The 26,418-nt window shown below is 48.0% G+C and carries 21 protein-coding genes and 1 riboswitch; of the genes, 10 read left to right on the top strand and 11 right to left on the bottom strand.

The window, feature by feature from the left end; genetic code table 11:
* Position 1: 1 nt before the first annotated feature.
* The 4 genes from AR543_RS10185 to AR543_RS10170 all read right to left on the bottom strand — a co-directional run bounded on the left by AR543_RS10185 (position 2) and on the right by AR543_RS10170 (position 4,975).
* Positions 2–1,357, bottom strand: a complete 1,356-nt coding sequence (locus tag AR543_RS10185) for a glycoside hydrolase family 28 protein (RefSeq protein ID WP_060534079.1) — start codon at positions 1,355–1,357, stop codon at positions 2–4.
* Positions 1,344–2,510, bottom strand: a complete 1,167-nt coding sequence (locus tag AR543_RS10180; RefSeq protein WP_060534077.1) for a glycoside hydrolase family 88/105 protein — start codon at positions 2,508–2,510, stop codon at positions 1,344–1,346. The genes AR543_RS10185 and AR543_RS10180 overlap by 14 nt, the downstream gene beginning before the upstream one ends.
* Before the next feature lie 27 nt (positions 2,511–2,537).
* Positions 2,538–4,052, bottom strand: coding sequence for an extracellular solute-binding protein (locus AR543_RS10175; protein WP_060534075.1), 1,515 nt, complete (start codon positions 4,050–4,052; stop codon positions 2,538–2,540).
* A 65-nt stretch (positions 4,053–4,117) separates the two neighbouring features.
* Positions 4,118–4,975 (bottom strand): ABC transporter permease, encoded by an 858-nt coding sequence (locus AR543_RS10170; RefSeq protein WP_418304223.1) that lies wholly within the window; start codon positions 4,973–4,975, stop codon positions 4,118–4,120.
* A gap of 396 nt (positions 4,976–5,371) precedes the next feature.
* Here AR543_RS10170 and AR543_RS10165 point away from each other — a divergent pair, with 396 nt between their 5' ends.
* Positions 5,372–6,256: a carbohydrate ABC transporter permease gene (locus AR543_RS10165; protein WP_060534071.1), complete on the top strand. Its 885-nt coding sequence runs from the start codon at positions 5,372–5,374 to the stop codon at positions 6,254–6,256.
* Between the two features lie 318 nt (positions 6,257–6,574).
* Here AR543_RS10165 and AR543_RS10160 read toward each other — a convergent pair whose 3' ends face one another.
* Positions 6,575–8,818, bottom strand: coding sequence for a helix-turn-helix domain-containing protein (locus tag AR543_RS10160; protein WP_060534069.1), 2,244 nt, complete (start codon positions 8,816–8,818; stop codon positions 6,575–6,577).
* A gap of 177 nt (positions 8,819–8,995) precedes the next feature.
* On the opposite strand from AR543_RS10160, the gene AR543_RS10155 reads away from it, so the two are divergent.
* Together AR543_RS10155 and AR543_RS10150 are read left to right on the top strand one after the other, a co-directional pair.
* On the top strand, positions 8,996–10,801 hold the full coding sequence (locus AR543_RS10155) for a GDSL-type esterase/lipase family protein (RefSeq protein ID WP_060534067.1): 1,806 nt from the start codon (positions 8,996–8,998) through the stop codon (positions 10,799–10,801).
* A 135-nt stretch (positions 10,802–10,936) separates the two neighbouring features.
* Positions 10,937–11,257 carry a ribosomal protein L7/L12 gene (locus tag AR543_RS10150; RefSeq protein ID WP_060534065.1) on the top strand — a complete coding sequence of 107 codons (321 nt, stop codon included), beginning with the start codon at positions 10,937–10,939 and terminating at the stop codon, positions 11,255–11,257.
* A 179-nt stretch (positions 11,258–11,436) separates the two neighbouring features.
* Here AR543_RS10150 and AR543_RS10145 read toward each other — a convergent pair whose 3' ends face one another.
* Positions 11,437–12,864 (bottom strand): FAD/NAD(P)-binding protein, encoded by a 1,428-nt coding sequence (locus AR543_RS10145; RefSeq protein WP_060534062.1) that lies wholly within the window; start codon positions 12,862–12,864, stop codon positions 11,437–11,439.
* Between the two features lie 412 nt (positions 12,865–13,276).
* A riboswitch (purine riboswitch) is annotated at positions 13,277–13,376 on the top strand.
* 65 nt (positions 13,377–13,441) lie between these two features.
* Here AR543_RS10145 and ade point away from each other — a divergent pair.
* From ade to AR543_RS10115, 6 genes are all read left to right on the top strand, one after another.
* The gene (gene ade, locus AR543_RS10140) at positions 13,442–15,244 is read left to right on the top strand and encodes an adenine deaminase (RefSeq protein WP_060534060.1); all 1,803 of its coding nucleotides are present in this window, start codon (positions 13,442–13,444) and stop codon (positions 15,242–15,244) included.
* A gap of 141 nt (positions 15,245–15,385) precedes the next feature.
* The gene (locus AR543_RS10135) at positions 15,386–15,574 is read left to right on the top strand and encodes a hypothetical protein (RefSeq protein ID WP_060534058.1); all 189 of its coding nucleotides are present in this window, start codon (positions 15,386–15,388) and stop codon (positions 15,572–15,574) included.
* Between the two features lie 341 nt (positions 15,575–15,915).
* The gene (locus AR543_RS10130; protein ID WP_060536726.1) at positions 15,916–17,631 is read left to right on the top strand and encodes an ABC transporter ATP-binding protein; all 1,716 of its coding nucleotides are present in this window, start codon (positions 15,916–15,918) and stop codon (positions 17,629–17,631) included.
* A 430-nt stretch (positions 17,632–18,061) separates the two neighbouring features.
* Entirely contained in the window at positions 18,062–19,306 is a 1,245-nt protein-coding gene (locus AR543_RS24965) for a helix-turn-helix domain-containing protein (RefSeq protein ID WP_060534056.1), read from the top strand.
* A complete protein-coding gene (locus tag AR543_RS24960) occupies positions 19,287–19,598 on the top strand; it encodes a GNAT family N-acetyltransferase (protein ID WP_060534054.1) in 312 nt (103 codons plus the stop codon). The genes AR543_RS24965 and AR543_RS24960 overlap by 20 nt, the downstream gene beginning before the upstream one ends.
* 42 nt (positions 19,599–19,640) lie before the next feature.
* Positions 19,641–20,660 (top strand): alpha/beta hydrolase family protein, encoded by a 1,020-nt coding sequence (locus AR543_RS10115; protein ID WP_060534052.1) that lies wholly within the window; start codon positions 19,641–19,643, stop codon positions 20,658–20,660.
* Positions 20,661–20,910: 250 nt separating this feature from the next.
* Here the strand turns inward: AR543_RS10115 and AR543_RS10110 are convergent, their stop codons facing one another.
* From AR543_RS10110 to AR543_RS10095, 4 genes are all read right to left on the bottom strand, one after another.
* Positions 20,911–23,058, bottom strand: coding sequence for an ATP-dependent Clp protease ATP-binding subunit (locus AR543_RS10110; protein ID WP_060534050.1), 2,148 nt, complete (start codon positions 23,056–23,058; stop codon positions 20,911–20,913).
* A 413-nt stretch (positions 23,059–23,471) separates the two neighbouring features.
* A complete protein-coding gene (locus AR543_RS10105; RefSeq protein ID WP_060534049.1) occupies positions 23,472–24,485 on the bottom strand; it encodes a hypothetical protein in 1,014 nt (337 codons plus the stop codon).
* A 112-nt stretch (positions 24,486–24,597) separates the two neighbouring features.
* On the bottom strand, positions 24,598–24,945 hold the full coding sequence (locus tag AR543_RS10100) for a hypothetical protein (protein ID WP_060534047.1): 348 nt from the start codon (positions 24,943–24,945) through the stop codon (positions 24,598–24,600).
* A gap of 71 nt (positions 24,946–25,016) precedes the next feature.
* Positions 25,017–25,199 carry a hypothetical protein gene (locus tag AR543_RS10095; RefSeq protein WP_060534045.1) on the bottom strand — a complete coding sequence of 61 codons (183 nt, stop codon included), beginning with the start codon at positions 25,197–25,199 and terminating at the stop codon, positions 25,017–25,019.
* A 64-nt stretch (positions 25,200–25,263) separates the two neighbouring features.
* Between AR543_RS10095 and AR543_RS24260 the strand changes: the two genes are divergently transcribed.
* Positions 25,264–25,446: a hypothetical protein gene (locus tag AR543_RS24260; protein ID WP_158523950.1), complete on the top strand. Its 183-nt coding sequence runs from the start codon at positions 25,264–25,266 to the stop codon at positions 25,444–25,446.
* A 221-nt stretch (positions 25,447–25,667) separates the two neighbouring features.
* Here AR543_RS24260 and AR543_RS10090 read toward each other — a convergent pair whose 3' ends face one another.
* Positions 25,668–26,276, bottom strand: coding sequence for a TetR/AcrR family transcriptional regulator (locus tag AR543_RS10090; protein WP_060534043.1), 609 nt, complete (start codon positions 26,274–26,276; stop codon positions 25,668–25,670).
* Between the last annotated feature and the right edge of the window lie 142 nt (positions 26,277–26,418).

The raw sequence follows: 26,418 nt of genomic DNA, 5'->3' as shown, positions 1-26,418 counted from the left end.
GCTACAGCCCTCCCGCCGTCACTTCGGTCGTCACCTGCTGCACCAGCTGCTCCGGCTTGGCCGTATTGCGGGAACAACAGTCTTTGATCTCTACCTTTTCGCCATTTTCGATATAAAAGGCAGGCCCTTCGTGATTCTCGATCGTTACCTGCTGAAAACGGATATCGCGGACATTATCCAGATAAAAGCCCCGGTTGTTCATTTCTTCGATGCCTGCCATCATGGCCGGACGACCCGGTGTAGCATTCTCGGCCATTGAGATATCTATATGGGAAAAAGTAATCTCCGATATGTACTGCTCTGCGAGTCCGTATAAAAATCCAGCCGCTGCATGTACGCGGCGAGCAGTAATATCGGCAAAATGAATACGGCGGAAGCTCGGGGTCTCTTCGGTGACAGGATAGGGATTTTTGTCCCATACATATTTGTCCTTGCCGCGCGGACCGCAGAAATAATACAGATTCATAATAAATGGACAGATTACATCTTCCATCACGATATTGCTAATCCGGATATCTTCGACCGTGCCACCGCGTCCGCGTCTTGATTTGAGACGAATACCGCGGTCGGTCTGCTTGAAAATACAGTTGCTGATGACCACATTGCGGATATCACCGCTCATCTCGCTGCCAATTACGACACCGCCATGGCCGTGCATCATTGTACAATTGGTAACCGTAATATTCTCGCAGGGAATACGCTCTGCCGCATCCTCTGTGCCCGACTTGATCGTTACACAATCATCGCCTACATCGATATGGCAGTTGCTGATCCGTACATTGGAACAGGATTCGGGGTTAATGCCGTCCGTATTGGGTGAATCCGCCGGATTATGGATAGACAGATTATCAATCGTTACATTGGAACAGCAGATCGGATTGACTGTCCAGCTGGGCGAATCCTGCAGCCGTATATCCCGGATCGTCAGCCGCTGGCAATGATCGAAGCTGATCAGCTTGGGACGCGGATAGTACAGTTGCTCGGGAGACTGACGGAATAGATCCCACCAGACCTGACCGTTACCAAGCAGCAGTCCGCTGCCGGTAATCGATACATTTTCCAGATGTTCGCCATAGATGCAGGAGCTATAGACTTCCCTGCTGGCTCCCTCCCACCGGGAGTGTACCACCGGATAATCAGCCGGGTCAGTGCTAAAGGATAGCACCGCTCCCGGACTAATATGCAGTTCAATATGGCTTTTCATCCGGATCGCTCCGGTCCGATAAACACCTGCAGGTACATGCACGGTTCCGCCGCCATCCCGGCTGGCTGCTTCGATTGCAGCCGCAATAGCGCCTGTCGACATTTCCACGGAATCCCGGGAAGCTCCATAGTCTGCTATATTATAGACGGACATCGGCTGTACCTCCGCTAATACGTGCTGCAGGATTCTCCTTTTGCCCGAGCAGCTCATATTCAGTGCAGGCTTGCAGGAACGCGCCCAAGCCTTTTTGATCATTGGTCACAATCGGTTCACTAATATAGTAGGCAAAGCTGCCATCCCGCTGATCGGCACCACCGAGACCGGCTACCTGACAGTTTTTGTTCAGATTGACCCAGCCTTCCTTGGTCGTCAGTACAAATTCGTCGATCATGCCGCTATAGGCCGTATCCAGTGTAGACTGCCATTCAGCGGCTAGTACACCGAGCCGGATTCCTTTAGCCATGGCATACGCGATCATTGCGGTAGCCGAGGCTTCCCGGTAATTGCCTTTGCGCTCCGGCTTATCGACGATCTGATACCAGACCCCACTATCCGGGTCCTGATGATGTCGCAGCGCGGTCAGCGTATCGTTCAAAATACGGCTCAATTCTAAGTAGTCTGCATGGGAAGAAGGCAGAAGCTCCAGCACATCCACCAGCGCCATACAGAACCAGCCCAGTGAACGCCCCCAGAAGTGCGGCGATAATCCGGTCTCCGGATCACACCATGGCTGTACCTTTTGCTCATCCCAGGCATGATAGAGTAGTCCTGTCTTCGCATCACGAGTATGACGTTCGCACAGGATAAACTGGCGGGTCACATCGTCGATTCCCTGGCTGTTTTCGAAGTTCTGTAGGTATTCCAGATAGAACGGCGAGCCCATATACAATCCATCCAGCCAGATCTGGTACGGATAAATCTGCTTGTGCCAGAACACCCCTTCCGATGTACGCGGATGATTGTTCAGCTGTTCGCGCAGCAGATCGGCTGCCAGACGATACTTTTCCTCTCCGGTTTCCCGGTACAGCAGGAACAGAAGCTTGCCGTTATTGATATGATCGATATTGTATTCATCCTGACGGTAGCCCATAATGCTGCCATCCTCCTGAATAAAATGATCCATATTGTCGCGGATAAATTGCAGATAGACTGAATCGCCGGTCTGCTGCCAGAGCAGCTGGAACCCTTTGAGAATAACGCCATAATCATAAGACCACTTTTCACGATGCCCCCGGTCTTCATACAGCCGGGGAGTTCTCTCCATAATCGAGCTGGCAGTGCGTATCGCCCATTGAGTAGTATTCATCCTGACCTCCATCAATTTGTGTGTCGTTTAGGATTGAGTGGCTTTGTACGATGCTTCGTATTCGGAAATAATGCTGCTGCCGCCGGCGCTTTTCCAGCTCTCGATCGCCTGATTGAATCCGTTGGCATCGATTTCACCGAGAATATATTTGTAAGTCGCATCGGTAATCATTTTTTGCAGCTCGGAGCCCTGGGTATTGTACGTCTCGGATTCCAGTGCATAGGCTGGATTCAATACGGCATAGTTGGCATTGTCAGCAATCATTTTGTCGGCCATTTGCTTGAGCGGGTCGGCATCATGAATTTTGAACCCGCTTTCTTTTGGACGGCTGGCTGCAAAAGGCTGCACTTCCTGCTGCCACAGATCGGTATTCGTAATTGTCGCTGCATCTTTGTCATCTACTGTATAATGCGTGCCTTTGATACCGTAGGTCATCAGTGCATAGGAGTCTTCATCTAGCAGATCATTCACAAATTTCAGGATACGCTTCAGCTCGGCTTCATCCTTCACTTCGGAGCGTGGGAAGGATAACAGACCGCCAATACCGTTATTCGCTGCCCAGATCGCACGGTCGCTTTCGTTGCCCGTAGAGGTAATATCGTTAGCCATCACCAGTTCCATTTTGTCCTGTACGCCTTTGGACATGTTGAGCAGGTTTTTGCTGTCAAACAGTGCGCCTACATAGATACCTGCCTTGCCCTGGGCGAACTTTTGCTGTTGATCCGTTTTGGCAGTAACAGCAAAATCTTTGTTGATATAGCCTTTGTCATACAGATCCTTCATATAATTCATGGTTTTCATGTAACCTTCGGTCATGAATTCCGGTGTCATCTTGCCGTCTTCACTCACCTGCCAGTTATTCGGTGTGCCAAAGTAGGAACTGAGTGTTTTGAACGCACCGTATACCAGATCATTCCGGTCTACAAATCCGGTTGTATCATCCACACCATTGCCATCCGGGTCTTTTTCGGTAAATGCTTTCGCAACTTCCATCAGCTCATCTGTGGTTTTGGGTACTTCTAGACCGAGCTTGTCCAGCCAGTCTTTGCGCAGGGTAACACCGTTACGTGCCAGATCTTTTTGGAAAGGAACCCCGTACAGCTTGCCGCCAATCGAAGCCGATTTGATCGTTTCCGGCGGAATTTTGGCCAGATTCGGATAATCCTTGAGATAAGGCTCTACTTCCCAGAACATGCCGGATTTGAGCGCATTACGTACGGAGGAATTGTCCAGCAAGGTCAACGTTACGATATCGGCCAATGAATCGGATGCCAGCGCGGTATTGATCCGCTCTTCCTTGGAGGCATCGGGAATCCAGGAGAACGTAATATCGCTGTTCGTTTTCTCCTCCAGCTTGTTTAGTACCGTATCGGTTGGCGGTGAAGCGGTATGCAGAATATTGAGCCAGCTGATTTCGGCTTTGGAATTGGCATCATATACGCCGGACGAAGCATTCTCCCCGCCGCAGGCAGTCAGTATAATCGCACTGCTCACCACGACTGCGGCTACTTTTTTGATCGCGATCATTTGGCTTTTTCTCATTCCATTATTCCCCTCTCTTATGGTCCCACGTTAATGTGATACATCATTGCAAGTCGTAACCGACATCAATAGACGCCATCTTCCCCGAATTTCTTGGCGAGCTTGTTGGCCATCATAATCAGAACGAGTCCTACCAATCCTTTGAACAACCCGACAGCGGTACTAAAGCTCAGCTGCCCATTTTTCAGACCTGCTGTATAAATATAAGTATCAAAAATCTCGGCTACTTCACGGTTAAGTGAATTCAGCAGCAGATACATATGTTCAAATCCCAGATCCAGTGTCGTACCGATCTTGAGGATCAGCAGGGTAATAATGACCGGACGAATCGCCGGCAGGGTGACATGCCATGTTTTGCGCAGGCGGCCTGCACCATCCATCTCTGCCGCTTCATACAGCTGGGTATCCACAACGGTTATCGCTGCCAGATAGATAATGGTAGACCAGCCCAACTCTTTCCAGATGATCTGCGCCATGTACATCGTACGCAGCCATTCCGGCGAGGTCAGAAAGCTGATTTTTTGGAAACCGAGGGCAGCGAGCATTTCATTGATCACTCCGCCATCCACGGTCAGGAATACATAGGTAATGGATACGATAATAACCCAGGACATAAAGTGAGGAATATAGATAATCGTCTGAATCGCATTTTTGAAATAACGGTGCCGGACTTCATTGAGCATCAGCGCCAGAATAATCGGCATCGGAAAAAAGATAACAATATTCAGCGCGAACAAAATCAGTGTATTACTCAGCAGCATAAAAAAGGTCGGCTCTGTAAACAGGCGGATAAAATGCTTGAATCCTACCCACGGACTGTCTGCTATTCCGAGATACGGCTGGTAATCCTGAAAAGAAATAATCAGACCGCCCATCGGTAGATACTTGAAAATAACAAAATAAAGAAATCCCGGCAGAATCATTAAATAGAGAAATTTGTTACGAAGTATGCCATGCTGACCTTTGCGTTTGACGGCTTTTTGGGTGCCTTCAATCTTTAGTGCGGCAGCATCGGATACTTTCATTGGATTAGACATCTTCACCGGATCACCAGCCTCCTTAATGGACATTCACGTTACGCCCTTTACACTAAAGCAAGTCAGGCATTCCGTATATAATCATCAGTTGATAGCGTTTGCAATTACCTATTGTATAAGGGATTATCTATTCCTCACCTCAGCTGATGATTATGTTGTGAGCTAATGATCATCAGGCATTTTGGCAGGTAATACGCCATGATCTCATCCCCGGATTATATACGGAACAAGCTGTCATTGGTACAGTTAGGGAGTACACGATTACTAAGGAGGTTATTATGCATGGAACAGTCCCTACGGAAAGATACTACAATAGGAAACAAAATTTTTACGATTGTAAATAACACTTTGTTGATCCTGATTGCACTTGCGTGTCTGCTGCCCTTTGTTAATGTTATTGCCAGCTCGTTCGCCTCTACCCAGGAAGTCGTCTCCAAGAAATTCATCCTGTTCCCTACTACATTCTCCCTGGATGCTTACCGGTATATATTGTCCACCCCTACCATATTCAAAGGACTGGGCGTATCGGTCGGTACGACGATTGTAGGTACGCTCGTCAGTATGGCACTGACCGCCTTTATGGCTTATGGATTATCACGTACCTATTTGTATGGAAGAAATGCAATCAACTTTATTATCGTATTCTCCATGCTGTTCAGTGGCGGAATGATTCCGACCTTCCTGATTGTCAAAGGGGTCGGTCTGATTGATTCCTACTGGTCCTTGATCCTGCCAGTTGCGATCAATGCATTCAACCTGATCATTATGCGCAACTTTTTCCAGGCACTGCCGGATAGTCTGGAAGAATCCGCCAAGATTGATGGCTGCAATGACTTTGGTGTCTTTTTCAAAATCATGCTGCCGCTGGCGCTGCCTTCTATTGCGACGATCTCCCTGTTCTATGGCGTGACCTACTGGAATACGTACATGAATGCGATTCTGTATCTCAACGATTCCAATAAATGGCCGATTCAGGTACTGCTGCGCCAGATCGTTATCGTCTCCAGCGGTATGCAGGCGGAAGGCAGTTCGGTCGATGTCATCCCACCGGCACAGACGATCAAAATGGCCGTTATCGTAGTCGCTACCGTACCGATGCTGATTGCTTATCCATTTGTACAAAAACATTTCACCAAAGGGGCACTGCTCGGTGCTGTCAAAGGCTAATGCAAACCGGAAGCGACGGAAATGTCGGCTTGCTTGTTGCCCTGTTCGTGAGGCGCTTATTTATATCCCTATCTTTTGGTAGATGTTGGTATAAAAAAGTGGTTCGTTAGCTTCGCAGCAAGCTCTGGCTTTATTTCATCATTTTCTTTTAGATCTCTTTTACCTCTCCAAACTTCTTATTCTAAAGACAGGCTCATAGAAAAAGTCTTATCTTCTGCAATGCAGAGCATAAGACTTTTGCTGGTCTGTACGATGTACTTATTTCCATAATGCAGGCAGTACTTTCAGGTGGCAGACTGTCCCTTTACCGGGAATCCATCAGATACTTTGTCTCATTTTGCGGTAGGTTCCGGGTGTTACCTGTTCCTTTTTACGGAACGAACGGATAAAGTTCTGTGGATTATGATACTGCAGACGCTCGGCGATTTCCTTGATCGTCTGATCCGTCTCGGTGAGCCAGCGTTTGGCCATCTCCAGTCGGTAGCTCATCAGGTAATCGCTGAACGTAATACCGTATTCCTTTTTGAAAATACTGCTCAGGTAATTGGGATTGTAATGCAGACGATCACCGATAATCTCCAGCGACAGTTCCTGATCGTATTCGGAGCGTACAATCTCGGCGATCGTCTCGGATAGACAGCGGAACTGCTCATTGGTCTTGTTCTTCATGCTGCGCACCATCGGGAAAATAACCTGTTCGATCAGAATACGTTCTATTTCCTCCGGATTACGGATACTAAGCAGGCGATGGTACAAAGCACGGTTATCGTGCGTTAACAGCACTTCCAGTCCAAGCAGCTGCTCCAGCTGGATCAGATTGTTTACCAGACGCACCAGCATAACTTCCAGATCCATAGAATTCCGGCTTTTTTTCATAAATTCGGCCATCAGCGGATACAGCGTCCGGGAGACTTGCTCTTCATCCCCAAGGCGAATCGCATCGAACAGCCTGGATTCCAGTTCTGTCGGATAATGTAGCAGCACCGGACCGGAGATCACATTGGAGATATCTTCGTAGAAAATGATCGATTCCTTGCCCAGATTCAGACGCTGGTGCAGCGCCTGCTTGCTCATCTCACAAGCTTCCTTGCTGCGCAACAGTGTGGAATAAGACTGGCTGATCCCGATGCTGATTGACAGCTTGAGGTATTCGCGCACGGTGCGAATCATCGCTTTGGCATAAGCCAGCATCTGCTTGCGCATCTCCTGTTCATTCACACCCGAGAAGATCAGAATCGTCGCCTGGGTATCGTCATTGAGAATAATCGGCAGCAGCCGCTGCTGCGGGGGAATCAGCTCCTCGGCGATTTTATTGATTGCCAGCAGCAGTACATCCTTGTCAGCCGCATCGCGCTTGCCCACATTGTCCAGCTGCGCCAGCATCGTAACATACTGTTGATCCTCCAGACTGGAATGACCAAGACGGTTCAGCTGGTGCTCCAGTTCATCGGCAGATACACGGTTGCGGAACAGATTCAGTACCAGCTGGGTCTCCAGCTGCGGCTGCTCCGCTTCGATCAGGCTCTCCAGACTCTGCTTCTCGGTCAGAATATGGTCTATAGATGACAATATCCATTCAATCTCGTTTTTGGCTGTCAGCTGGGCATCTCTTGGCAGGCTGCGTGTAATCTGCTGGATCGGCTTGGTAAAGTACACCGAAATGCCGTAAGCGACTACAATAATCAGCAGAATCAGCACCAGCTCGATCAGAATCAATCCATACTTGGTCGTCTGCAAGGCACTGGCAATTTCCTTTTGATCCAGGGTCGTCACATAAATCCAGTTGTTATATGGCGATTTGGCGTAGATCAGCTGCAGCTCGGATCCTTTATCCCGATCAAGAGTAAGCATTCCGGCGCTCTGATCCTGTCCGATCATGGATGGAATTTGGGCCAGCTGGTTGGTGCTGAGCAGCCCGGATGTTTTGCCGGTATTATACATGACACTGCCCTGCTTGTTCAGGATAAAGACAGGTGCATTATCTTCCGCACTCAGACTGCGATTTAGGGTCTCCAGAGAAATATCAGATAGCGCAATCGCCTGCTTTTGCTTGGAGAAGACAGGCAATGTGTTGACAAAGCGCAGCCCGGAGTCCGTTTTCACCCAGAATAGTCCCTGATCCTGATCGGCAATATATTCATCGTACAGCTTCTGCCGCTCCTCGGATGTGAGATGTGACAGGGTACCATTGGAAATCTGCCAGCTCTGATTGATGCTGATCAGGGAATACTCTGCTCCTTCCATTCCCATCGTGGCAATATAGTTCAGCTGGGTATTGACATCCCGATAGGCGATAAAGTCTTTTTCCGTAATCGGATGATTGACGACCTCGCTAAACGAGCTGGTTGTACTGTATGTATTGAAAGCGTATTCAATAGTGCGTATTTTTTGTTCCAGATTATTTCTCATTTGTGTAATATAGCTCTGCTTGCTGTTGGCTACACTATCAATCACCGATTGCACGGTATTGAAGTAGATATATATGCCAAAGCTAATAGACAGACCGATCCCCAATACCAGAATAGGAATAAAAATTTTGTAAAACATAATTCCCTTTTTCATCATGCCCCTCCATCGGTTCAGTCATCAGCTTCTATTATAACGCTATCATAATCTGGATGTTAAGGATTTCTTTAGCAAATATGATTCAACTTTCTGCCTTTGCCGTCTTAACAGCGAATTTGATCCTATTTCACATCCTACCCAGCTGACTGGATGTACAGAAAGGAACCAATCCATATGCTTCACATTATAAATCATTCCCGCGACAATACTATGCGCAATCCTGATGAACCTTCTTCTATTCCTACGCTTCATTTGTATCTGCTGGATTCGGATAATCCGCGACCCTGTATACTGATTCTGCCCGGCGGCGGTTATCATCATCTCGCAGATCATGAAGGAGAACCGGTTGCCCGCTGGCTGAATACACTTGGTATTCATGCTGCTGTGCTGGAATACAGTACATACCTCTCCCTGACTGCTGCGGACCGTATAGATGGGATTGCCCCTACTTCATCCGGGCATACTCCTGCTATGCCATCATCCGCAGCTGCCTTTTCCGAGAAAGATAGTATCACTACTCCTTCTCGCTCACCTGTTGATCTGTCTGTAAATAAAGATCAGACCTCTACAGATGCCAGACAGGCAACGGCGTCTTCTGCATCTCTACTCATTGATCCTTCTGAACGGTTGCAGGAAACCGAAGAAGCATTACGACTGCTGAGACAGTATGCAGATGAATGGACTATTTTGCCGCAGCAGATTGGGTTAATCGGCTTTTCCGCCGGTGGTCATCTGGCAGCACTCACAGCGACTATCGGTCATATTCGTCCTGATCTGCTGCTGCTCGCCTACCCGGTGATTACCTTCCATGAGCCTTATACGCATTCAGGCAGTCGGCTTCATTTTCTCGGTGCATCGCCTGAACCGCAGGCTATTGAACAGTACTCTGCCGAGCAGCAGGTCAGTGAATCTACACCGCCCACATTTATCTGGACTACCGCCGATGATGCCAGCGTACCGGCAGTCAACAGCCTTTTGTTCAGTCAGGCGCTCGTGGCTCATCATATTCCTCATGAACTGCACCTGATGGAGAGCGGACGCCATGGGCTGGGTCTGGCACTGGAGCATCCTTACTGTCGGCAGTGGACCGAATTGGCAGCGAGCTGGCTGGGTCGGCATGGCTATGGGCAGCAAGCTCGCACATTGTCCGATATGCCGTCTGATGTACCAGCTGATTCCCCGCAGCCGAATGTTGCTGCGTCTTCACAGGCAGACAATGTACCGGTTCGCCCAAATCAGGTCTTATCCGGCAAAATCGCTACTACCTCTACCTCCCGGCCCACCTTATTTATCGCTGGGGACTCTACTGCCGCGATCAAAGGTGCTTCCGAGAAGCCTATGAGCGGCTGGGGCGAATATCTGCAACCCTATTTTGGCGAAGCCGTAACTGTAGCAAATCACGCAATCAATGGACGCAGCACACGCTCTTTCCTCGCAGAAGGACGATTGCAGCATCTATCCAGCAAGCTGCAGCCTGGCGATTATGTATTGATTCAATTTGGACATAATGATCAAAAAGCGGATGATCCGGCACGTTATACCGACCCGGATACCGATTATCGCAGTTATCTGCAGCAGTTTATCGATATGATCAAGCAGCGCGGTGCTGCTCCGGTATTGCTTACCCCAGTCAGCCGGCGCCGCTTCCTGCCCAATGGTATACCCGATCCACAAGCAGTCGGTCGTTATCCGCAAGCGATGAGGCAGACTGCTGCTGCACTGGATATACCACTGCTCGATATATTCGCCGCTTCCCAGCAGCTGTACGCTACGCTCGGAGAAGTCGATTCACGAGAGCTGTTCATGCATATACTGTCTGGACAGCATCCAAATTATCCTGACGGCATTGCCGATGACACTCATTTCTCGGTCCAAGGTGCACAGGCAATCGCCGAGCTGGTTATCTCCGCGATTCTCCAGCATCCCGGACTGACTGCGCTGCATAGCTGCATACGCCACAGCCCTGTGCATACAGTATGATCATGCTCTGTTTCGAATATTTTGCCTGGCTGTGCTATGCTAAATAAACAGAAAAGACAGTCTGTACTGGATTATCCTTTATCCGGCACAGACTGTCATAATAATTGGCATAGCTCACAAGGAGGCTGAATACCTATGGAATGGATTGCTGTGATTGCTCTGCTTCTGGCTCTGCTGCTCTGGTTCAGAGTGATCAGCCTGCAGCGGCAGATGAATGAACTACGGATGGATATGAATCGTATTCCTTCTCCGCCTTCTGCACCTGTCAGGCAGACTTCTTTTCCCGCGAATTCTGTTCTGCCGCCGGGCTCCGATTCCGCAGAGCTGGAAAATCGTCTACGGCAGCTGATTGCTGCTGGTCAAAAAATCCAGGCGATCAAGGAACTTCGCGAAGCCCGTGGATTAGGACTGAAGGAAGCCAAAGACTATGTGGATCTGCTGGAAGCGCAGAGCTGAAGGTGAATGTATCCTTTTGCTTCAACCAGCTCTACTTTTCTGCATCTGTCTGTATGGGCTAGTAGTGTTTCTTTTTTATCAAGATCATCTCATAGCAAAAAAGCAGACCTGTTCTTTGCAGACCTGCTTTTTTGCTATGGGATAAAATAGGTAACGGAATTATCCAGATGTCTCGTGCATTATGATCCGGTGACCACTTTTGGCCAGCGGCCTACAAACTCTGCCTGATCATAAGCCAGGAACTGATTCAGGATATGCTGCTTGTCATCGAGGAACAGCTGATCCGCTACTGCGGTTACCAGCCGGGGTACGGCATTTTTGGTACCGGAAATAGCCGACGCGGACAGCCCGCAGCTCGCCAGTGCCGAATAATTAAATACGAATAATCCATGCAGACCGCTTGCTCCCGACGGCTGTCTGCTCTGCAGGGCAAATCCCGAACTCAGATAGGGATGGGCATCCAGCAGCGCATTTCTGATCTCCGGTGCAGCCTGATAACGATCTCCCCAGCGGGCAATATGATCCGCAACCAATCGCAGCTCCGGACGCAGGGCCGGATCACTGAGCAGTCCTGTACTGATCACCAGAAAGTCAAAATCGTAATGTCCATGCGGCGTAGTCACCCTCGCTCCATCGCCCCATGGCTGTACATCCAGCCACGGCGAACCCAGATGCAGCTGGAATCCCGGCCATGCTGCCGCACGCTCGAATGTATCATTGGTCGGAGGCTGATTGAATTTGAAAAAGTGGGCGATCACTGCATACTTCTCGGCATCACTCAGCGTATGGAAACGTTCGATCATGCCCGACACTTCCATTTGCCGGATCGGGTTGACACTCGGCAGGACCTCACGCCGCACAAATACATGAGCTTCAGCTGCGCCTTCGGTCAGTGCATGATTGGCATTGTCAAAAGCCGAAGCTCCTCCGCCCAGTACAGCTACTTTTTTGCCTCGGAGACGCTGGAAATCGATTGGCGCCGAGGTATGTGCATACAGATGATCCGGCAGCCGCTCGGCAATCATCGGTGGTACATGCCATTCGCCGCCACCCTGAATACCTGTCGCGAGAATAACTTTACGGGCCAGTACCGTATCCCTCGGCGCTCCGGGTCCACGAATATGCAGTCGATGCAGCCCTTCTGTTAACGGCTCGATCAGATCGAGCTGCACTTCATTCGCTACCGGCAGACGAAGCAGCTGACGATACCAGCGCAGATAGTTCATCCATTCTCCCCGTGGAATCTTGTCTACCTGTTCCCAGCCCTCTGCTCCATGCTGGGCCTCCCACCAGGAACGAAATGTCAAAGACGGAATACCCAGATCGATAGACGTCAGATGCTTGGGCGTACGCAGGGTAACCATACGTGCATAAGTCTGCCAGGGTCCTTCGAATCCCGCCGGATTCTCGTCTAGAACCAGAATATTCGATATCCGTTCACGCAGCAGTCCAAATGCCGCTCCAAGTCCACTCTGTCCTCCGCCGATAATGATTACATCATATACATGCCCTTCCGGATGATGAACCGGACGCACCCAATCTGCACCGCCATATGCCAGATAAGCCAGATCCTGTTGTACCCGCTCATTCAATGCTTCCAGACTCATAAGCCCCCGCCTTTCATCCTGTTCATTTGGCTCATTATAGCGGGTATTATTGTATATGTGATATATCGTGTCATTTATTTTGTCATATGAAATAATATATCCATATCAATTTGTATAAATAAACTAACATTACACGTAGCGTGTAAGCTTATAGATTCAAAAATAATTATCGTATTACAGGTTTATCATTGCACATTCATCAAAAACTATTTTAATAATGCTTTATTTAAAAGCTATTTCTTTAATAAACAGTCAACAAAAAGAGTATAACAACGGATATAAGTTACTACAGGTTACTACAGATTACATGTTACATATTCTGTATCTATAAATTTTAACGTTAAATAACCTAACTCGTACTTGCTATATGCTTCTGCATCCTCTAAACTAAATTCTAATTTCATTCTTAATGGAGTTTGTAACCATTCTCTTTCGTATAACCCCGGTAATACGGTCCGGGGGTCTCTACCAGGAGCCGTAAAATCCTGATTACGAAAAATGCTGCCATATCCTTGTCATGCATTTTTTGTGATCGGGATTTTTGTATCTAATTTTATATAGAGGAGTGAACAAGCTTATGAAATGGACAGCAGAAGCGCTAAAACGGAGAATCGATGTCGCCAGTCACAGAGTTCCGGCAGATACCGTCATCCAGGGCGGGCAAGTGGTTAATGTATTTACCGGTGAACTGATGCAGCAGGATATCGCTATTGTCGATGGGGTTATTGCAGGTATCGGTTCGTATCAGGGCAGGGAGACTATCAATGCTGCAGGCAAATGGATTATTCCCGGCTTGATCGATGGACATGTACATATCGAGAGCTCTATGCTGTCACCGCAGGAATTTGCCAAAGTAGTTATTCAGCATGGAGTAACCAGCGTAATCACCGATCCGCACGAGATCGGCAGTGTCGCCGGAGTCGACGGCATACGCTATATGCTGGAGCAGTCAGAGAATCTGCCGGTTGACCAGTTTATTATGCTGCCTTCCTGTGTTCCGGCAACGTCTTTTGAGAGCAGCGCCGCCTGTCTGGAAGCAGAAGATCTGGAGCCTTTTTACGATCACCCCCGGGTGCTGGGTCTGGCGGAGGTGATGGACTTTGGCGCGCTCTCCAGCGCAGCTCCTGGTATGCTCGGTAAAATCGCTTCCGCTCATACCCGAAATAAATATGTCGATGGTCATGCAGCCGGTATTGCCGGGGAACAATTGAGCATCTACGCCACTGCAGGCATTCGTACCGACCATGAATGTATTCATGCCGAGGAAGCACGGCAGCGTCTGGAACTGGGCATGTATGTACTGATCCGCGAAGGCACAGCTGCTAAGGATCTGGAAGCTATTTTGCCGGTTATTACCCCCTATAATTCACGCCGCTGTCTATTTGTCACCGATGACAAACTAATCGATGATCTGCTCGATGAAGGCAGTGTCGACCATAATATCCGGCTGGCGATCCGTCATGGTCTGCCCGCTGTGACAGCGATCCAGATGGCTACGCTCAATACAGCCGAATGCTTTGGACTCCGGGATCGGGGCGCTGTTGCTCCGTGCTATATAGCGGATCTGGTGATTCTGGATGATCTGGAGCAGCTCACGATTCATGAAGTATACAAAAACGGCAAATGCGTAGTACAGGGTGGCCGATTGTTGGAACAGGAACAGAGCAGTGCAACTAAAAACAACGTGCATTCTATCCAGACAGGCTCTTTCGGCAGCAGTGGGGCTGCACTATCCCGCTGTCAGACGGCTTCTGTTACACTGGATCATCTGGCACTGCCGCTGACTCACGATCACTGCAACGTAATTGAGATTATTCCCAATTCGCTCGTGACCACTCATGCACAATACAAGGTAGATCGTAAAGATGGTTATTTTACACCTTCTACCGATCAGGATCTGCTCAAGCTGGCTGTCGTAGAACGTCATCAGGCTACAGGCAATATAGGGCTTGGCATCGTCAAAGGCTTCCATCTGCAAAAAGGTGCTATCGTCTCTACTGTCGCCCACGACTCGCATAATCTGATTGCAGCAGGCACCTCGGATGAAGAGATCCTGCTGGCTATCGAGCATATTGTCAGTGTAAATGGCGGTCTGGCGGTCGTCTCGGGCAGTGAAGTACTTGCTTCTCTGCCGCTGTCGATCGCAGGCTTGTTATCCGAGCTTCCTTACGAAGAAGTATATCGTCAGATGAAAAAGCTCAATCAGGCGCTGCTGCATATTGGTGCGGCCCAGCATTTCAATCCGTTTCTGATGTTGTCCTTTCTCGCGCTGCCTGTGATTCCGACGCTCAAACTGACTGATCTGGGACTGTTTGATTTTGCCTCCAACTCGCATATCCCTGTAGAAGTGCAGCCGCAGATGAAGCCCGCTTCGCTGTAATGGGCCAAATGCTGATCCTGCAAAAATAATTAATCTATTCTCCCGAACTATTTCGTATTCACTGTATAAAATGGAAATCTTTTGCCGATATATATCATAACGGAATACCATCTTATACACGCAAAGGGGAATATATTATATATGATTTGGCTTAAAGGATTGTTTTTGATTGTTTATGGATTGATGGTAGGAACAGCGGCTGTGCTGTTGGCTGTATTTATCCATACCGGTCCCATGCAATACTTTCTGCATCCGAGCAAGATCGAGCAAGCGTACACATATCCTGCACATGAAGTCATTCACAAAACGCACGACGAACAACGTCTGTAACAGCCGATTCATGGTCAGATCATACTGTCCCTGCTGATACATAGGGGCAGAACAGCCTTTACCGGAATAACAGGATACTCCGCTCATCTGAATACTTATTTACAAACTCCCTGGCATGCTTTTCTCCGGCCTGTCAGGGAGTTTTTGCTTTTCCTTTTCGCTGATATCGATAAAACAATGGACTTGACTGTCTGTAAGATATTACTATATCTATAAGCGCTGTTAAGTAGCCGCGTAATGGATCGGCTCCGGTCCATTTGACTGGTACCGAAAAATAGTATGGGGACGTGATCTGCCGCAGCCTGTGGCCCAAGAATATTACATAGAAAAGAGTGGTTATTATCCTGAAGCGTTTTTTTGCCTACTATCGTCCTTACAAAGGGCTTTTCTTTCTCGACTTTACCTGTGCGGTACTAGCGGGTCTGCTGGAATTGTCTTTTCCGCTGGCGGTTAATACATTTATCGACAAGCTGCTGCCCGGACAGAACTGGAATTTGATTCTGCTCGCCAGTCTGGCATTGCTTGGCATTTATGTACTGAATACATTTATGCAGTATATCGTGACCTACTGGGGACATATGCTCGGGGTAAATATCGAGACCGATATGCGTCGAAAGTTGTTTGGACAATTACAAAAATTATCTTTCCGTTTTTTTGATAATCACAAGACCGGTCATCTAATCGGCCGGATTACAAACGATCTCAACAATATTGGCGAAGTTGCCCACCATGGTCCGGAGGATGTATTCATCGCCATTATGACACTGATCGGTTCGTTTATCCTGATGTACAATATCAATCCGCAGCTGGCGATCATCACGTTCGTGATTATTCCGATTATGGCCTGGGTGATTATTTACTTTGGCGGCCGGATGACGACGGCGTACCGCAGACTGTTCGGAGATGTGGGTAATTTCAATTCCCGGATCGAGGATAACGTAGGCGGCATTCGGGTCGTGCAGTCTTTTGCCAATGAAGAGCATGAGAAAAAGCTGTTCGAGGTCGACAATCAGAGCTATCGCAGCACCATGCTGCTCGCCTACAAGACGATGGCTCGCAGTCTGGCAGTCAACTATATGATGATGCGCATGATTACGATTCTTGTGCTGATCTTTGGCGCATGGTTCTTTATTAGCGGTCAGATCAGGATCGGAGAATTTGTCGCTTTCCAGCTGCTGGCCAATATTTTCTTCCGTCCGATCGAGAAAATCAATGCCGTGATCGAGAGCTATCCCAAAGGAATCGCCGGTTTCAAGCGTTATCTGGAAATTATGGACACCGAGCCGGATATCGCGGATCGTCCCAATGCTGTAGAAGTGACTCATCTGGAAGGCAATATCCGGTTTAACCAGGTGTCGTTCGGTTACGAATCCAATCGCCCGATACTTCAGGATATCAGTCTGGAGATTCATCCCGGTGAGACTGTAGCCTTTGTCGGTCCATCCGGTGCCGGCAAGACGACGATCTGCAGTCTGCTGCCGCGCTTTTACGAAGTGGATCAGGGCAGCATTACGATCGATGGTATCGATATACGGGACATGAAGCTGGAGTCGCTGCGTCGTCAGATCGGTATTGTACAGCAGGATGTATTCCTGTTCTCCGGTACCATCCGCGAAAATATCGCCTATGGCAAGCTGGATGCCAGTCTCGATGAAATCTGGCTCGCAGCCGAGCGTGCTCATCTGGCAGACGTCATTCGCAAAATGCCTGACGGTATCGAGACAGTGATCGGCGAACGCGGCGTCAAGCTGTCCGGCGGACAGAAGCAGCGTCTATCTATCGCCCGCATGTTCCTCAAAAATCCACCAATCCTTATTCTCGATGAAGCGACATCCGCACTCGATACCGAGACCGAAGCGGCCATCCAGCAATCACTCTCCGAACTGGCTATCGGACGGACGACCCTGGTTATCGCCCACCGACTGGCAACGATCAAAAATGCCGACCGGATTATCGTGGTCAATCAGGATGGTATCGCTGAACAAGGGCATCATCAGGAACTGATTGCTGCTGGTGGTATTTACAGCCGTCTCCACCATGCACAATTCGGCAGTTAATCCGTATCTGCCGAATTATATCTCGATATCATCTATGTATGTGATTGGGTACTGCATACTTTTACATTTTTATATTTAAAGTTAACGATTCTGCCCGTATTGCAGACTATTATTCTATCTACTCCATATCCTGTTTCATCATGCCCGGCGATTATTGCTGCTATAGCGATGGCGCCGGGCATTTTGCTGCAAATATTTTTGTCTGTTGATCTAGCTGTTTATCTAACTACTCTATTTAAGTATTCTATCTAAGTACTTTTATTTCTGTTCATTTCTATGCTTGACCTTGGGTCAGACCCAGGCTTTATAGTAAGGATACAGGCAAGCACGTTCAGACGTTCTGCTGCAGCTGGCTGAATATATTTCGCTAAAATCAATCTGTTTTTGAGTATTTGCATCTTATTTATTTAGGGAAAGGAGCCTTCGCCCTATGAATCCTTATCTTACGATCAGCGAATTGGCCCGGCTGATGAATGTATCTACCCATCAGATTCGTTATTTTGAAGAGCAGGGAGTTCTGCTGCCTGCCTGTGTCGCCGACAATCAGTACCGGCTGTATGGAACAGATGAAGTCTACCGCCTCTCCCATATTTTGCTGCTGCGTAAGCTGGGGATTCCAGTACGGCAGATTCGTAAAAGTATGGATTCCTTTACAGCCGATCAATACAGTCAGCTGCTGCAGGATTCTATGAACCAGCTTGATCAGCAGATCCGACAGCTCACCCGATTGAAGCACCTGACAGCGAGCGTGATCGATGAATATGAGCAGCATTATACGTCTGTCCCGGATAAAAGCCCATATCAAATTGTCAGCTGTCCGCTCAGGAAGCTACAGATCTGGACGGTACTTCAGACTGGAGAAGTACTTACTGCCCGTAAAATGCTGCAGCTGAATCCTTATCCCGAGGATCTGTTCGAGACAGATCTGTACTATATCGAGCAGGACAATCAGCTGCTGCTCTGTTATGAACAGCAGGAAAATCAGGTTGGTGGTAACATCAGTGATTCCGGCATAATGACCAACACGATAAGCTGCGAAATATATGCGAATAATCAGCATGATGCTGTATCAGACTTATCGCTGGCAGCCGGATCGTATTTATCCGCCTATGTGCGGATTACCGAAGAAGACGAACTTCATTTACAGATTCAGCAGCTGGAGCAGTACATGGATCAGCAGCAATTACTGCCTGCCGGCCCATTGATCCTGATCGAAAAATCGTATCTCTCCCTATTCGATAACGCCAGCCTTCACTATGAATTGCAGATGCCTTTGAGTACTGACACCCCCCTCGGGAGGAGCAGCCATGACAAATACCAATCCTTCCAGCCCGCTGGAAATAACGATCCGTCCCTGCTTTCCCGAAGATCTGCCTGCTGTCTGTACACTGCTGGCTCATTCATTTGCCGATATATTCGGCTCTATCGTTCGATTGGACGAGCAGCAGCTGATCACCCTGCTGATGCAGATCTGGGCACCGAATGCTCTAGCTGCCGATCGCATACAGGTCGCTGCATGGATCAATCAACAAATGATTGGAGTCATTGGTCTGCAGTGGTCTATAGGCAGTTCGCCTGCTGGCTCATCACTGCCTCACTTTGGCTCGTTAAGCAGACAGTACGGCTTCTGGAATATGTGCAGATTCGTAGCGGGTATGTCTGCACTAGAACATAAACCGCTTCCGGGGGAAGGCTATATTGAGCATATTGCTACAGCTTCCGTATATCGTGGACGCGGTATTGCCGGATCTTTACTTCAATGGGCACAGCAGTACACTGCCGAACAGAGCTGGAACCGATTGACTCTTCATGTATCGCATAACAACGAACAAGCAATTTCATTATATAAAAAGGTGGGCTTTCGGCATCTCTCTTCCTACTCCAGCTGGGCGCAGCAGCTGCTTCTGCATGAACCCGGCTGGCATTATATGAGCTGGACACCCGATAGTCTGTCATCTTATAGCTAATTTCCTGTTCAAGATTTAATTTGATCCAAGGAGTGAATAGCATTGCGTAAGCGCCGTCTGAAATGGATTTTACCTGTCAGTATTACCGCTTCTGTTCTAATTGTCCTACTAACTATTTTTCTATATCAAAATTCGTACGATATGACCGAACAGCCTGTGTCCGTGCCTACTCCCCATGGTGTGCTAACAGGCATTCTGACGATGCCCCGGGATGTGGAGCATCCGGTGGGACTGATTGTATTTGTCCATGGCGATGGTCCAATCAATGCTAGCTACGATGGATTCTACCGTCCGGTATGGGAGCGGTTTGCCAGAGCCGGTTATGCTTCTCTCTCGCTGGACAAACGCGGAATCGGCGGCCCTTCAGGCAGCTGGCTGCAGCAGAGTATGCAGGAACGGGCTGATGATACTGTCACCGCGATTCGCTGGGCGCGTACATTGCCCGCTATCGATCCGAAGCGCATCGGACTATGGGGATCCAGTCAGGCAGGTTGGGTTATTCCCAAAGTAGTCGAGAAAGAACCCTCTCTTGCTTTTAGCATTCTCGTCTCACCAGCGATAAACTGGATTCGCCAGGGACGCTATAATACCCGTCAGGAAATGCTCCAGTCCGGGGCCAGCGAAGAGGAGATTCGGAAGGTAGAACAGCAGGATCGACTGGAGCTGCAACTGCTCCAACGCCATGCCTCTTACGCCGACTATCTGAAAATAGCGCATCCGGATGATCCTGTTTCGTCTGAACGCTGGGTATTCATTATGCGTAATTACGAGTCCGATGCCAGCCAGGAGCTTCGAAATTTTTATCATCCGGTACATCTGGTGCTGGGAACAGAAGACATTAACGTAGATATCCAGGAAACGGAACAGATCTACCGCCGCTCTATCCCTGCTTCATTGTTATCGGTGACAGTGCTGCCGGGTGTCGATCATTCCATGGTGCCTTCCCGGCTGGTTCATTCCTCGTGGCAGATGATGCTGACAGCGATATTTTTCCCACGCCAGATTAACAGTCCAGCGTATCTGGATGATCTGGAGCATTTCCTGTCTACTTTCCAGCGATAAAGTAGGTTCATGGAGTTGCGCCCTTTCGTGCTATATTGCTGTATTGCTGTACAATTAGAAATCGTTGTAACTAGTATAGATTGAATACTATAGCTTATCCAGACACAAAAAATCCCCTCCTGCCCAGTTACGATAAGAGGGGATTGATCTATTTGGAGATCTATTTGGTGATCTATTTGGTGATCTATTTGGTGATCTATTTGGAGATACATCTGATAGGATAGTACAGCGTGCTGTCTTTATTTAATTCTTAGACTCTTGCTACGTGAATCGCTTCTTCCTGTACATCCACCTGGATATTTTCTACATTCTCGTCATCCAGCACCAGATCAGTGATACTGTCTTCGATATGTTGCTGAATCACACGGCGCAGTGGACGAGCACCAAAGGCTGGATTGTAACCAAGCTCAGCCAGTTTTTTCTTCGCTTCATCGGAGACATTCAGCGTAATACCCTGTTCGCCCAGTGTAGACTGGATATCCTCCAGCATATTGTCGACGATCTGCACCAAATCTTCTTCCTTGAGAGAAGCAAATGGAATAATCGCATCAAACCGGTTCAGGAATTCCGGACGGAAGTAAGAACCCAGCGATTCCAGAAACGAGCTGGTCTGCGCCGACTTGGCAGCAGAGAAGCCGACAGTAATTTTTTTCTCGGTAATACCGGCATTGGAAGTCATAATGATAACGGTATCTTTGAAGCTGACAGTACGTCCCTGGCTGTCTGTCAGACGGCCATCGTCCATCACCTGCAGGAACATATTTTGTACATCGGGATGTGCTTTCTCGATCTCGTCGAGCAGGATGATGCTGTACGGATTACGACGTACACGTTCGGTCAGCTGACCAGCTTCATCATGACCCACATATCCTGGCGGCGAACCGATCAGTTTGGATACGGAATGTTTCTCCATGTACTCACTCATATCCAGGCGGATCATCGCATCGGATTGACCGAACAACTCTTCAGCCAGGGATCGGGACAGCTCGGTTTTACCTACACCAGTCGGTCCGACGAACAAGAAGGACGCAATCGGTTTGTTTTTCGGTTTCAGTCCGGCACGGCTGCGGCGGATTGCTTTGGCGACTTTCTCTACCGCTTCATGCTGACCGATAACCTTGGTCTCCAGACGGGCAGACAGATTTTTCATTTTGTTCTGCTCATCCTGCTGCAGCTTGCCGACAGGAATACCGGTTTTGCGTTCGATAATATTCTGGATATCCTCGATGCGTACTTCGACCGGCTCTGTGCTGCTCGCTCCACTGTTCAACTGGTTCAGCAGTTGGGTCTCTTCATCACGCAGCTGGGCTGCACGTTCGTAATGTTCTTCACGAGTCGCCTGTTCTTTCGCAGCTTTGATCTTCTCGATACGAGCCATCAGTTCTCCCTGATCACCTGCAGAAGCACGCAGATTCAGTTTGGCACCGGATTCGTCGAGCAGGTCAATCGCTTTATCAGGCAGGAAACGATCCTGGATATAACGGTTGGATAATTGAACGCAAGCAGCAATCGTCTCATCGGAATAACGTACACCATGGTATTCCTCATATTTCGGACGCAGACCTTGCAGAATTTCGATTGCTTCTTCGACAGTTGGTTCATCGACCATAACCGGCTGGAAGCGGCGTTCCAGAGCAGCATCTTTCTCGATCTGGCGGTATTCTTTCAGTGTAGTTGCACCGATAACCTGCAATTCCCCACGAGCCAGAACCGGCTTCAGAATATTGCCTGCATCCATCGAGCCTTCCGCAGAACCTGCACCGACGAGCAAGTGAATCTCATCGATAAACAGCAGGATATTTTCGCGCTGCTGCAGCTCGGCAATCAGCTGTTTGACTTTTTCTTCAAATTGACCGCGGATACCGGTGCCCGCTACGAGTGAAGCCACATCGAGAGAATAGACTTCCTTGTTCAGCAGTTTGGCCGGTACTTTGCCTTCGGTAATGCGCAGTGCCAGACCTTCAGCGATCGCTGTTTTACCGACACCTGGTTCACCGATCAGAACCGGGTTGTTTTTGTTGCGACGGTTCAGGATTTCGATAACACGTTCGATCTCGTCATCGCGGCCAATCACTGTATCGATCTTGCCGTCTTTGGCAGCATCATTCAGATTGCGTCCGAGCTGATCCAGCAGTCCATTGCCGCGCTGCGGTTCTACTGTGCGGGTCGCTGCACGCTGATTATTGGAGCCGCCTGTCTGACCACCTTGCTGCATAAAGCCTTTGAATAGTTGATCCAGTGGCGACATACCGGATGCTCCGAACCCACCGGAGAGCGGATTGCCGCTGTTCATTTTGGCATAACATTCCTGACACAGATACATTTTTTCGGATTTATGATTTACAGTGAAGCTCAGTCCTACAGTAGCTTCGTGTTGATTACAATTTTGACAACGCATATACAAATGCCCCTTTCTTAAATCATACTCATGTTAGAATTGGTCAAAAGAATGGGATTATACATAAGGATTGGCTGAATAAAGCTTACAATTTAAGTGTCAATTCGTTTGATGTTTGATCAATTGATTTGACTTTGACTTTCTTTGACTATTATACCGCATCCATGTTTAATGTCAACAACTTACAGCTACTTTTTATATTATTTCCATAAATAATTTTGTGCACAATTTAAATAATGCTAGATATAACGATATCTCTTTCAAATTCTGCCCCAGAATAATAAGCAACAATATTATAAAAAGGCTATTCCTTTATCAGAAATAGCCCTTTTTATAATACGTTATAAACGCCTTGAGCAGATCGGATTGTTCTATGCTTGTCCTGCCATGACCATACATACGCCCTTCTCTCATCATTTGATCGAAAGCTGTACTTTATGTACGGGCTCATCCGTACACACTTCTATCAGAATAACCCTGCCTGTCCCTGTCTCCACATGCAGACGGATCGCTCCTGCCGTACCTGCCAAAAAGCGCAAAGCCACCGAGTGCATCAGCGCTTCATCCAGCACCCAGCCCAGCGGCATCACCAGATAAGGCTGTCCATGCGCCAGATAGCTGTCCTTTATCCATTCACGCAACTGCTCCAGATCAGGATCGATATAGCTCTCCAAATGCTCGGTATGTATGAGGTATTCCTCGGTATTCTGCACTCCGGGATGAAACCATTGTTCGGTATCATGATGACGATACAGATCCTGAATGATAGCCAGTGCGCCGGTACGTGTTTGTTCGAACAGCTCACGCGACTTTGCACGCAGCCGGTACATATAGAATATCTGCATGTTGCCTATAGCCGATTGCTTTTTATTTTCAAAATGAGGAAGCACTTCCGCTTCCAGCAGCTGCTGCGCGCGCGGGCTGCCTGCCTGGATCTGCAGACGCGATAAGGCTCCAAGCCACATGCCATGAGCGGTAAAATACTGACCCAGCGCGGTCATCTCTGATGGCAGCTCTCCGATGGGCAAAGGAACTGCCTCTTCTGTATCTGCTTTCGCCACGGCCGGAGACAGGCCGGTAACATAGGTGATCCGCGTATAGTTCTTCACCAGCGTATTCACCAGATGATCGCGAGGATGGGTGAGCGCAGCAGCTGTATGTACCTGCTGAAGCAGGCTATTGATCTGTTCCAGCAGACGATCCTGGTATCCGTAAGCAATAACATAATGACCATCCGGATCCTGCTGACCGCTATGATCATCTGCCGGATCAAAAGATGGCAGCTTCTCTGGTGTAATGCCTGCAAATACTTCTGTATGCTGGCCCAGTGCATCATAGGAATCATACCCCACAGATTGGTTCTTCACCATCAGCAGGCTGTCCTGGTAATACACTAGCAAATGAGTATCTGTATGCCGATGAAGCAAGCAGAGTACCTCCTTTAAAAGGGATGGGATTTGTATAAGGCAGGTCTCTGCCTGCAAAGAGGTATGCCCTCTGTTTCTCCATTACAAAATACAAACAGAGGGCGTAGCCGGATCAAAATTCGCCGGTAATGTCCTGCCAGCCGCTCAAATCGGGCAGCTGCTGCTGTCCCCAGTAGGCGAGGAATACCTGTATAATTTCGGTCCGGTCGCCGGTGATACGGCTGTAATGACTGAACCTTCCTTCCTCATGCTGTAGGCGGATTTCCATTACCAGATCCTGATCTCCACCGATCTGGGCAGCCTGCAAATAAATGCTGCTTTCCAGCGGCACAGACGGATTCAGTACAATATAATCATTCAATTCGGTAATCAAGTCCACAATAACCGAAGCATTGATCGCTTCGTTCGTATAGGTCGTTTCTCCACTTTGTAGAGTATATGTAAGTTGATGAAGACTCATCGTTTTCTTCCTTTCGGTATCGGCATTCGATTATAAACACTGTTATTGTATCATATCCATATCGGCATAGATCACTTTTTCCGGTATACTGGTCGCTTTACTTTCTGCTTAGAACTGCCTTTTTCACGTAAAAGCACCGCTGCTTGGTTTATTGCCATTAGCGGTGCTTCTGTCTTTTTGGGTGTGCGGTGGTCGAAAGGAAGGAGGTTATTTTCCCTCTCGAATACATCTCCTTTTTCTTTTACAACTCCCATAATTTCAGCTCCAACCAACATAAAAAACGTCCGAAGGCATTTTAAAAAGGTTACCTTCGAAAACTTGGTTTCCTGCCGTCTGTTAAAAGAAATCCAGACAGTGGAGCATCGTCAGCTTGGTGGGATCAGGGATCACGATAAAATACCTGCTCCAATCCTGTGGCATACCGAAGCCTGGTATTTTGGTATTACTCGGGGGGAACGTATTGTACGTGACCACTTGCACGGGATGCAGGAGCGCAAGTGAAGATTCATTCTCGCAGCCTGTCTACCTAATCAGGGGCAGATCTCCCGGCAAAAACGGCATGCGCCCCGAAGGTTTTAGATATATGGGAATCTTGAATATCTGGAATTCAATCAGAAATAAGCCCCGGGTGCCCGTCTTCCCGCAAAGAATACCATCAATATTCAATTACTACTTTATCTTTGCTTGTCGCTAAGAAATCGAAGAAGGAAAATACTTATCCTCTACACTTTTTTTGACAATATGGGCATCATTATTTGATCAACGATTCGCTCCAAATAATGAACAGTAACAGATTGACTCCTATAGTTGCTTCTATACATAACCAAAGCAGGGCCAATATCTGTAATTATCTCTAAATCGTCATCAGTAATATGATTTTTCTCTATATACGGTTTGAGAATTGACTCGATACTGTTTCTGTAACGCCTGTAGAAAGCATCACGCATACCTTCCTCCAATTGCTTATTAACAGCATTACAAATTGCATTCATCGCTTTCTGATACTGTTCATTTTCTTTCATAAAGAGTAGAGAAAGCAGGTCAATCAGCTGTCCTCGCACATCTTGGTCTTTATTCAACTTCTCTAACGATGTCTCGAAAGGACTCATCATCGTGGAAGCATCAATAACCAATTCCATTTTAGAAGACCAACGTCTATATATTGTACCTTTCCCCACCTTTGCTTTTATAGCAACTGCATCCATTGTTAAGGCGTCATAACCATTTTCCGCTAATAATTCCAGAGTTGTTTGAAGAATTATCTGGTTACGTGACAAATCCAGAGGCCGGCCTCTTTTTTCTTCTGTTTGGTACTGTTTATCATAGGACATTGAACCTTGGCCACCTTTCTAAATAGGTAAACTTCTTATCTCCTATCTAAATGATACCATTTCATCGAGATAAATTCGATACTGTTGCGTTCTATAATTTTATCTGCTATGATCCATTTATGGAACTACAAAGTTCTATAAA

It is taken from the genome of Paenibacillus bovis (assembly GCF_001421015.2).
Classification (GTDB): Bacteria; Bacillota; Bacilli; order Paenibacillales; family Paenibacillaceae; genus Saccharibacillus; species Saccharibacillus bovis.
The sequence above is the reverse complement of the archived record's forward strand: the minus strand, read 5'-3'. Positions and strand labels throughout refer to the sequence as shown.

What these genes read in the sequence shown, in the direction of transcription:
- ade (WP_060534060.1), top strand. Translation starts at nt 13,442, where the DNA reads ATGAAATGGACAGCAGAAGCGCTAAAACGGAGAATCGATGTCGCCAGT.
- AR543_RS10090 (WP_060534043.1), bottom strand. Translation starts at nt 26,276, where the DNA reads ATGTCCTATGATAAACAGTACCAAACAGAAGAAAAAAGAGGCCGGCCT.
- AR543_RS10110 (WP_060534050.1), bottom strand. Translation starts at nt 23,058, where the DNA reads ATGCGTTGTCAAAATTGTAATCAACACGAAGCTACTGTAGGACTGAGC.
- AR543_RS10185 (WP_060534079.1), bottom strand. Translation starts at nt 1,357, where the DNA reads ATGTCCGTCTATAATATAGCAGACTATGGAGCTTCCCGGGATTCCGTG.
- AR543_RS10165 (WP_060534071.1), top strand. Translation starts at nt 5,372, where the DNA reads ATGGAACAGTCCCTACGGAAAGATACTACAATAGGAAACAAAATTTTT.
- AR543_RS10180 (WP_060534077.1), bottom strand. Translation starts at nt 2,510, where the DNA reads ATGAATACTACTCAATGGGCGATACGCACTGCCAGCTCGATTATGGAG.
- AR543_RS10135 (WP_060534058.1), top strand. Translation starts at nt 15,386, where the DNA reads ATGATTTGGCTTAAAGGATTGTTTTTGATTGTTTATGGATTGATGGTA.
- AR543_RS10155 (WP_060534067.1), top strand. Translation starts at nt 8,996, where the DNA reads ATGCTTCACATTATAAATCATTCCCGCGACAATACTATGCGCAATCCT.
- AR543_RS10175 (WP_060534075.1), bottom strand. Translation starts at nt 4,052, where the DNA reads ATGAGAAAAAGCCAAATGATCGCGATCAAAAAAGTAGCCGCAGTCGTG.
- AR543_RS24960 (WP_060534054.1), top strand. Translation starts at nt 19,287, where the DNA reads ATGTCTGCACTAGAACATAAACCGCTTCCGGGGGAAGGCTATATTGAG.
- AR543_RS10145 (WP_060534062.1), bottom strand. Translation starts at nt 12,864, where the DNA reads ATGAGTCTGGAAGCATTGAATGAGCGGGTACAACAGGATCTGGCTTAT.
- AR543_RS10100 (WP_060534047.1), bottom strand. Translation starts at nt 24,945, where the DNA reads ATGAGTCTTCATCAACTTACATATACTCTACAAAGTGGAGAAACGACC.
- AR543_RS10095 (WP_060534045.1), bottom strand. Translation starts at nt 25,199, where the DNA reads ATGGGAGTTGTAAAAGAAAAAGGAGATGTATTCGAGAGGGAAAATAAC.
- AR543_RS24965 (WP_060534056.1), top strand. Translation starts at nt 18,062, where the DNA reads ATGAATCCTTATCTTACGATCAGCGAATTGGCCCGGCTGATGAATGTA.
- AR543_RS10170 (WP_418304223.1), bottom strand. Translation starts at nt 4,975, where the DNA reads ATGATTCTGCCGGGATTTCTTTATTTTGTTATTTTCAAGTATCTACCG.
- AR543_RS10160 (WP_060534069.1), bottom strand. Translation starts at nt 8,818, where the DNA reads ATGAAAAAGGGAATTATGTTTTACAAAATTTTTATTCCTATTCTGGTA.
- AR543_RS10150 (WP_060534065.1), top strand. Translation starts at nt 10,937, where the DNA reads ATGGAATGGATTGCTGTGATTGCTCTGCTTCTGGCTCTGCTGCTCTGG.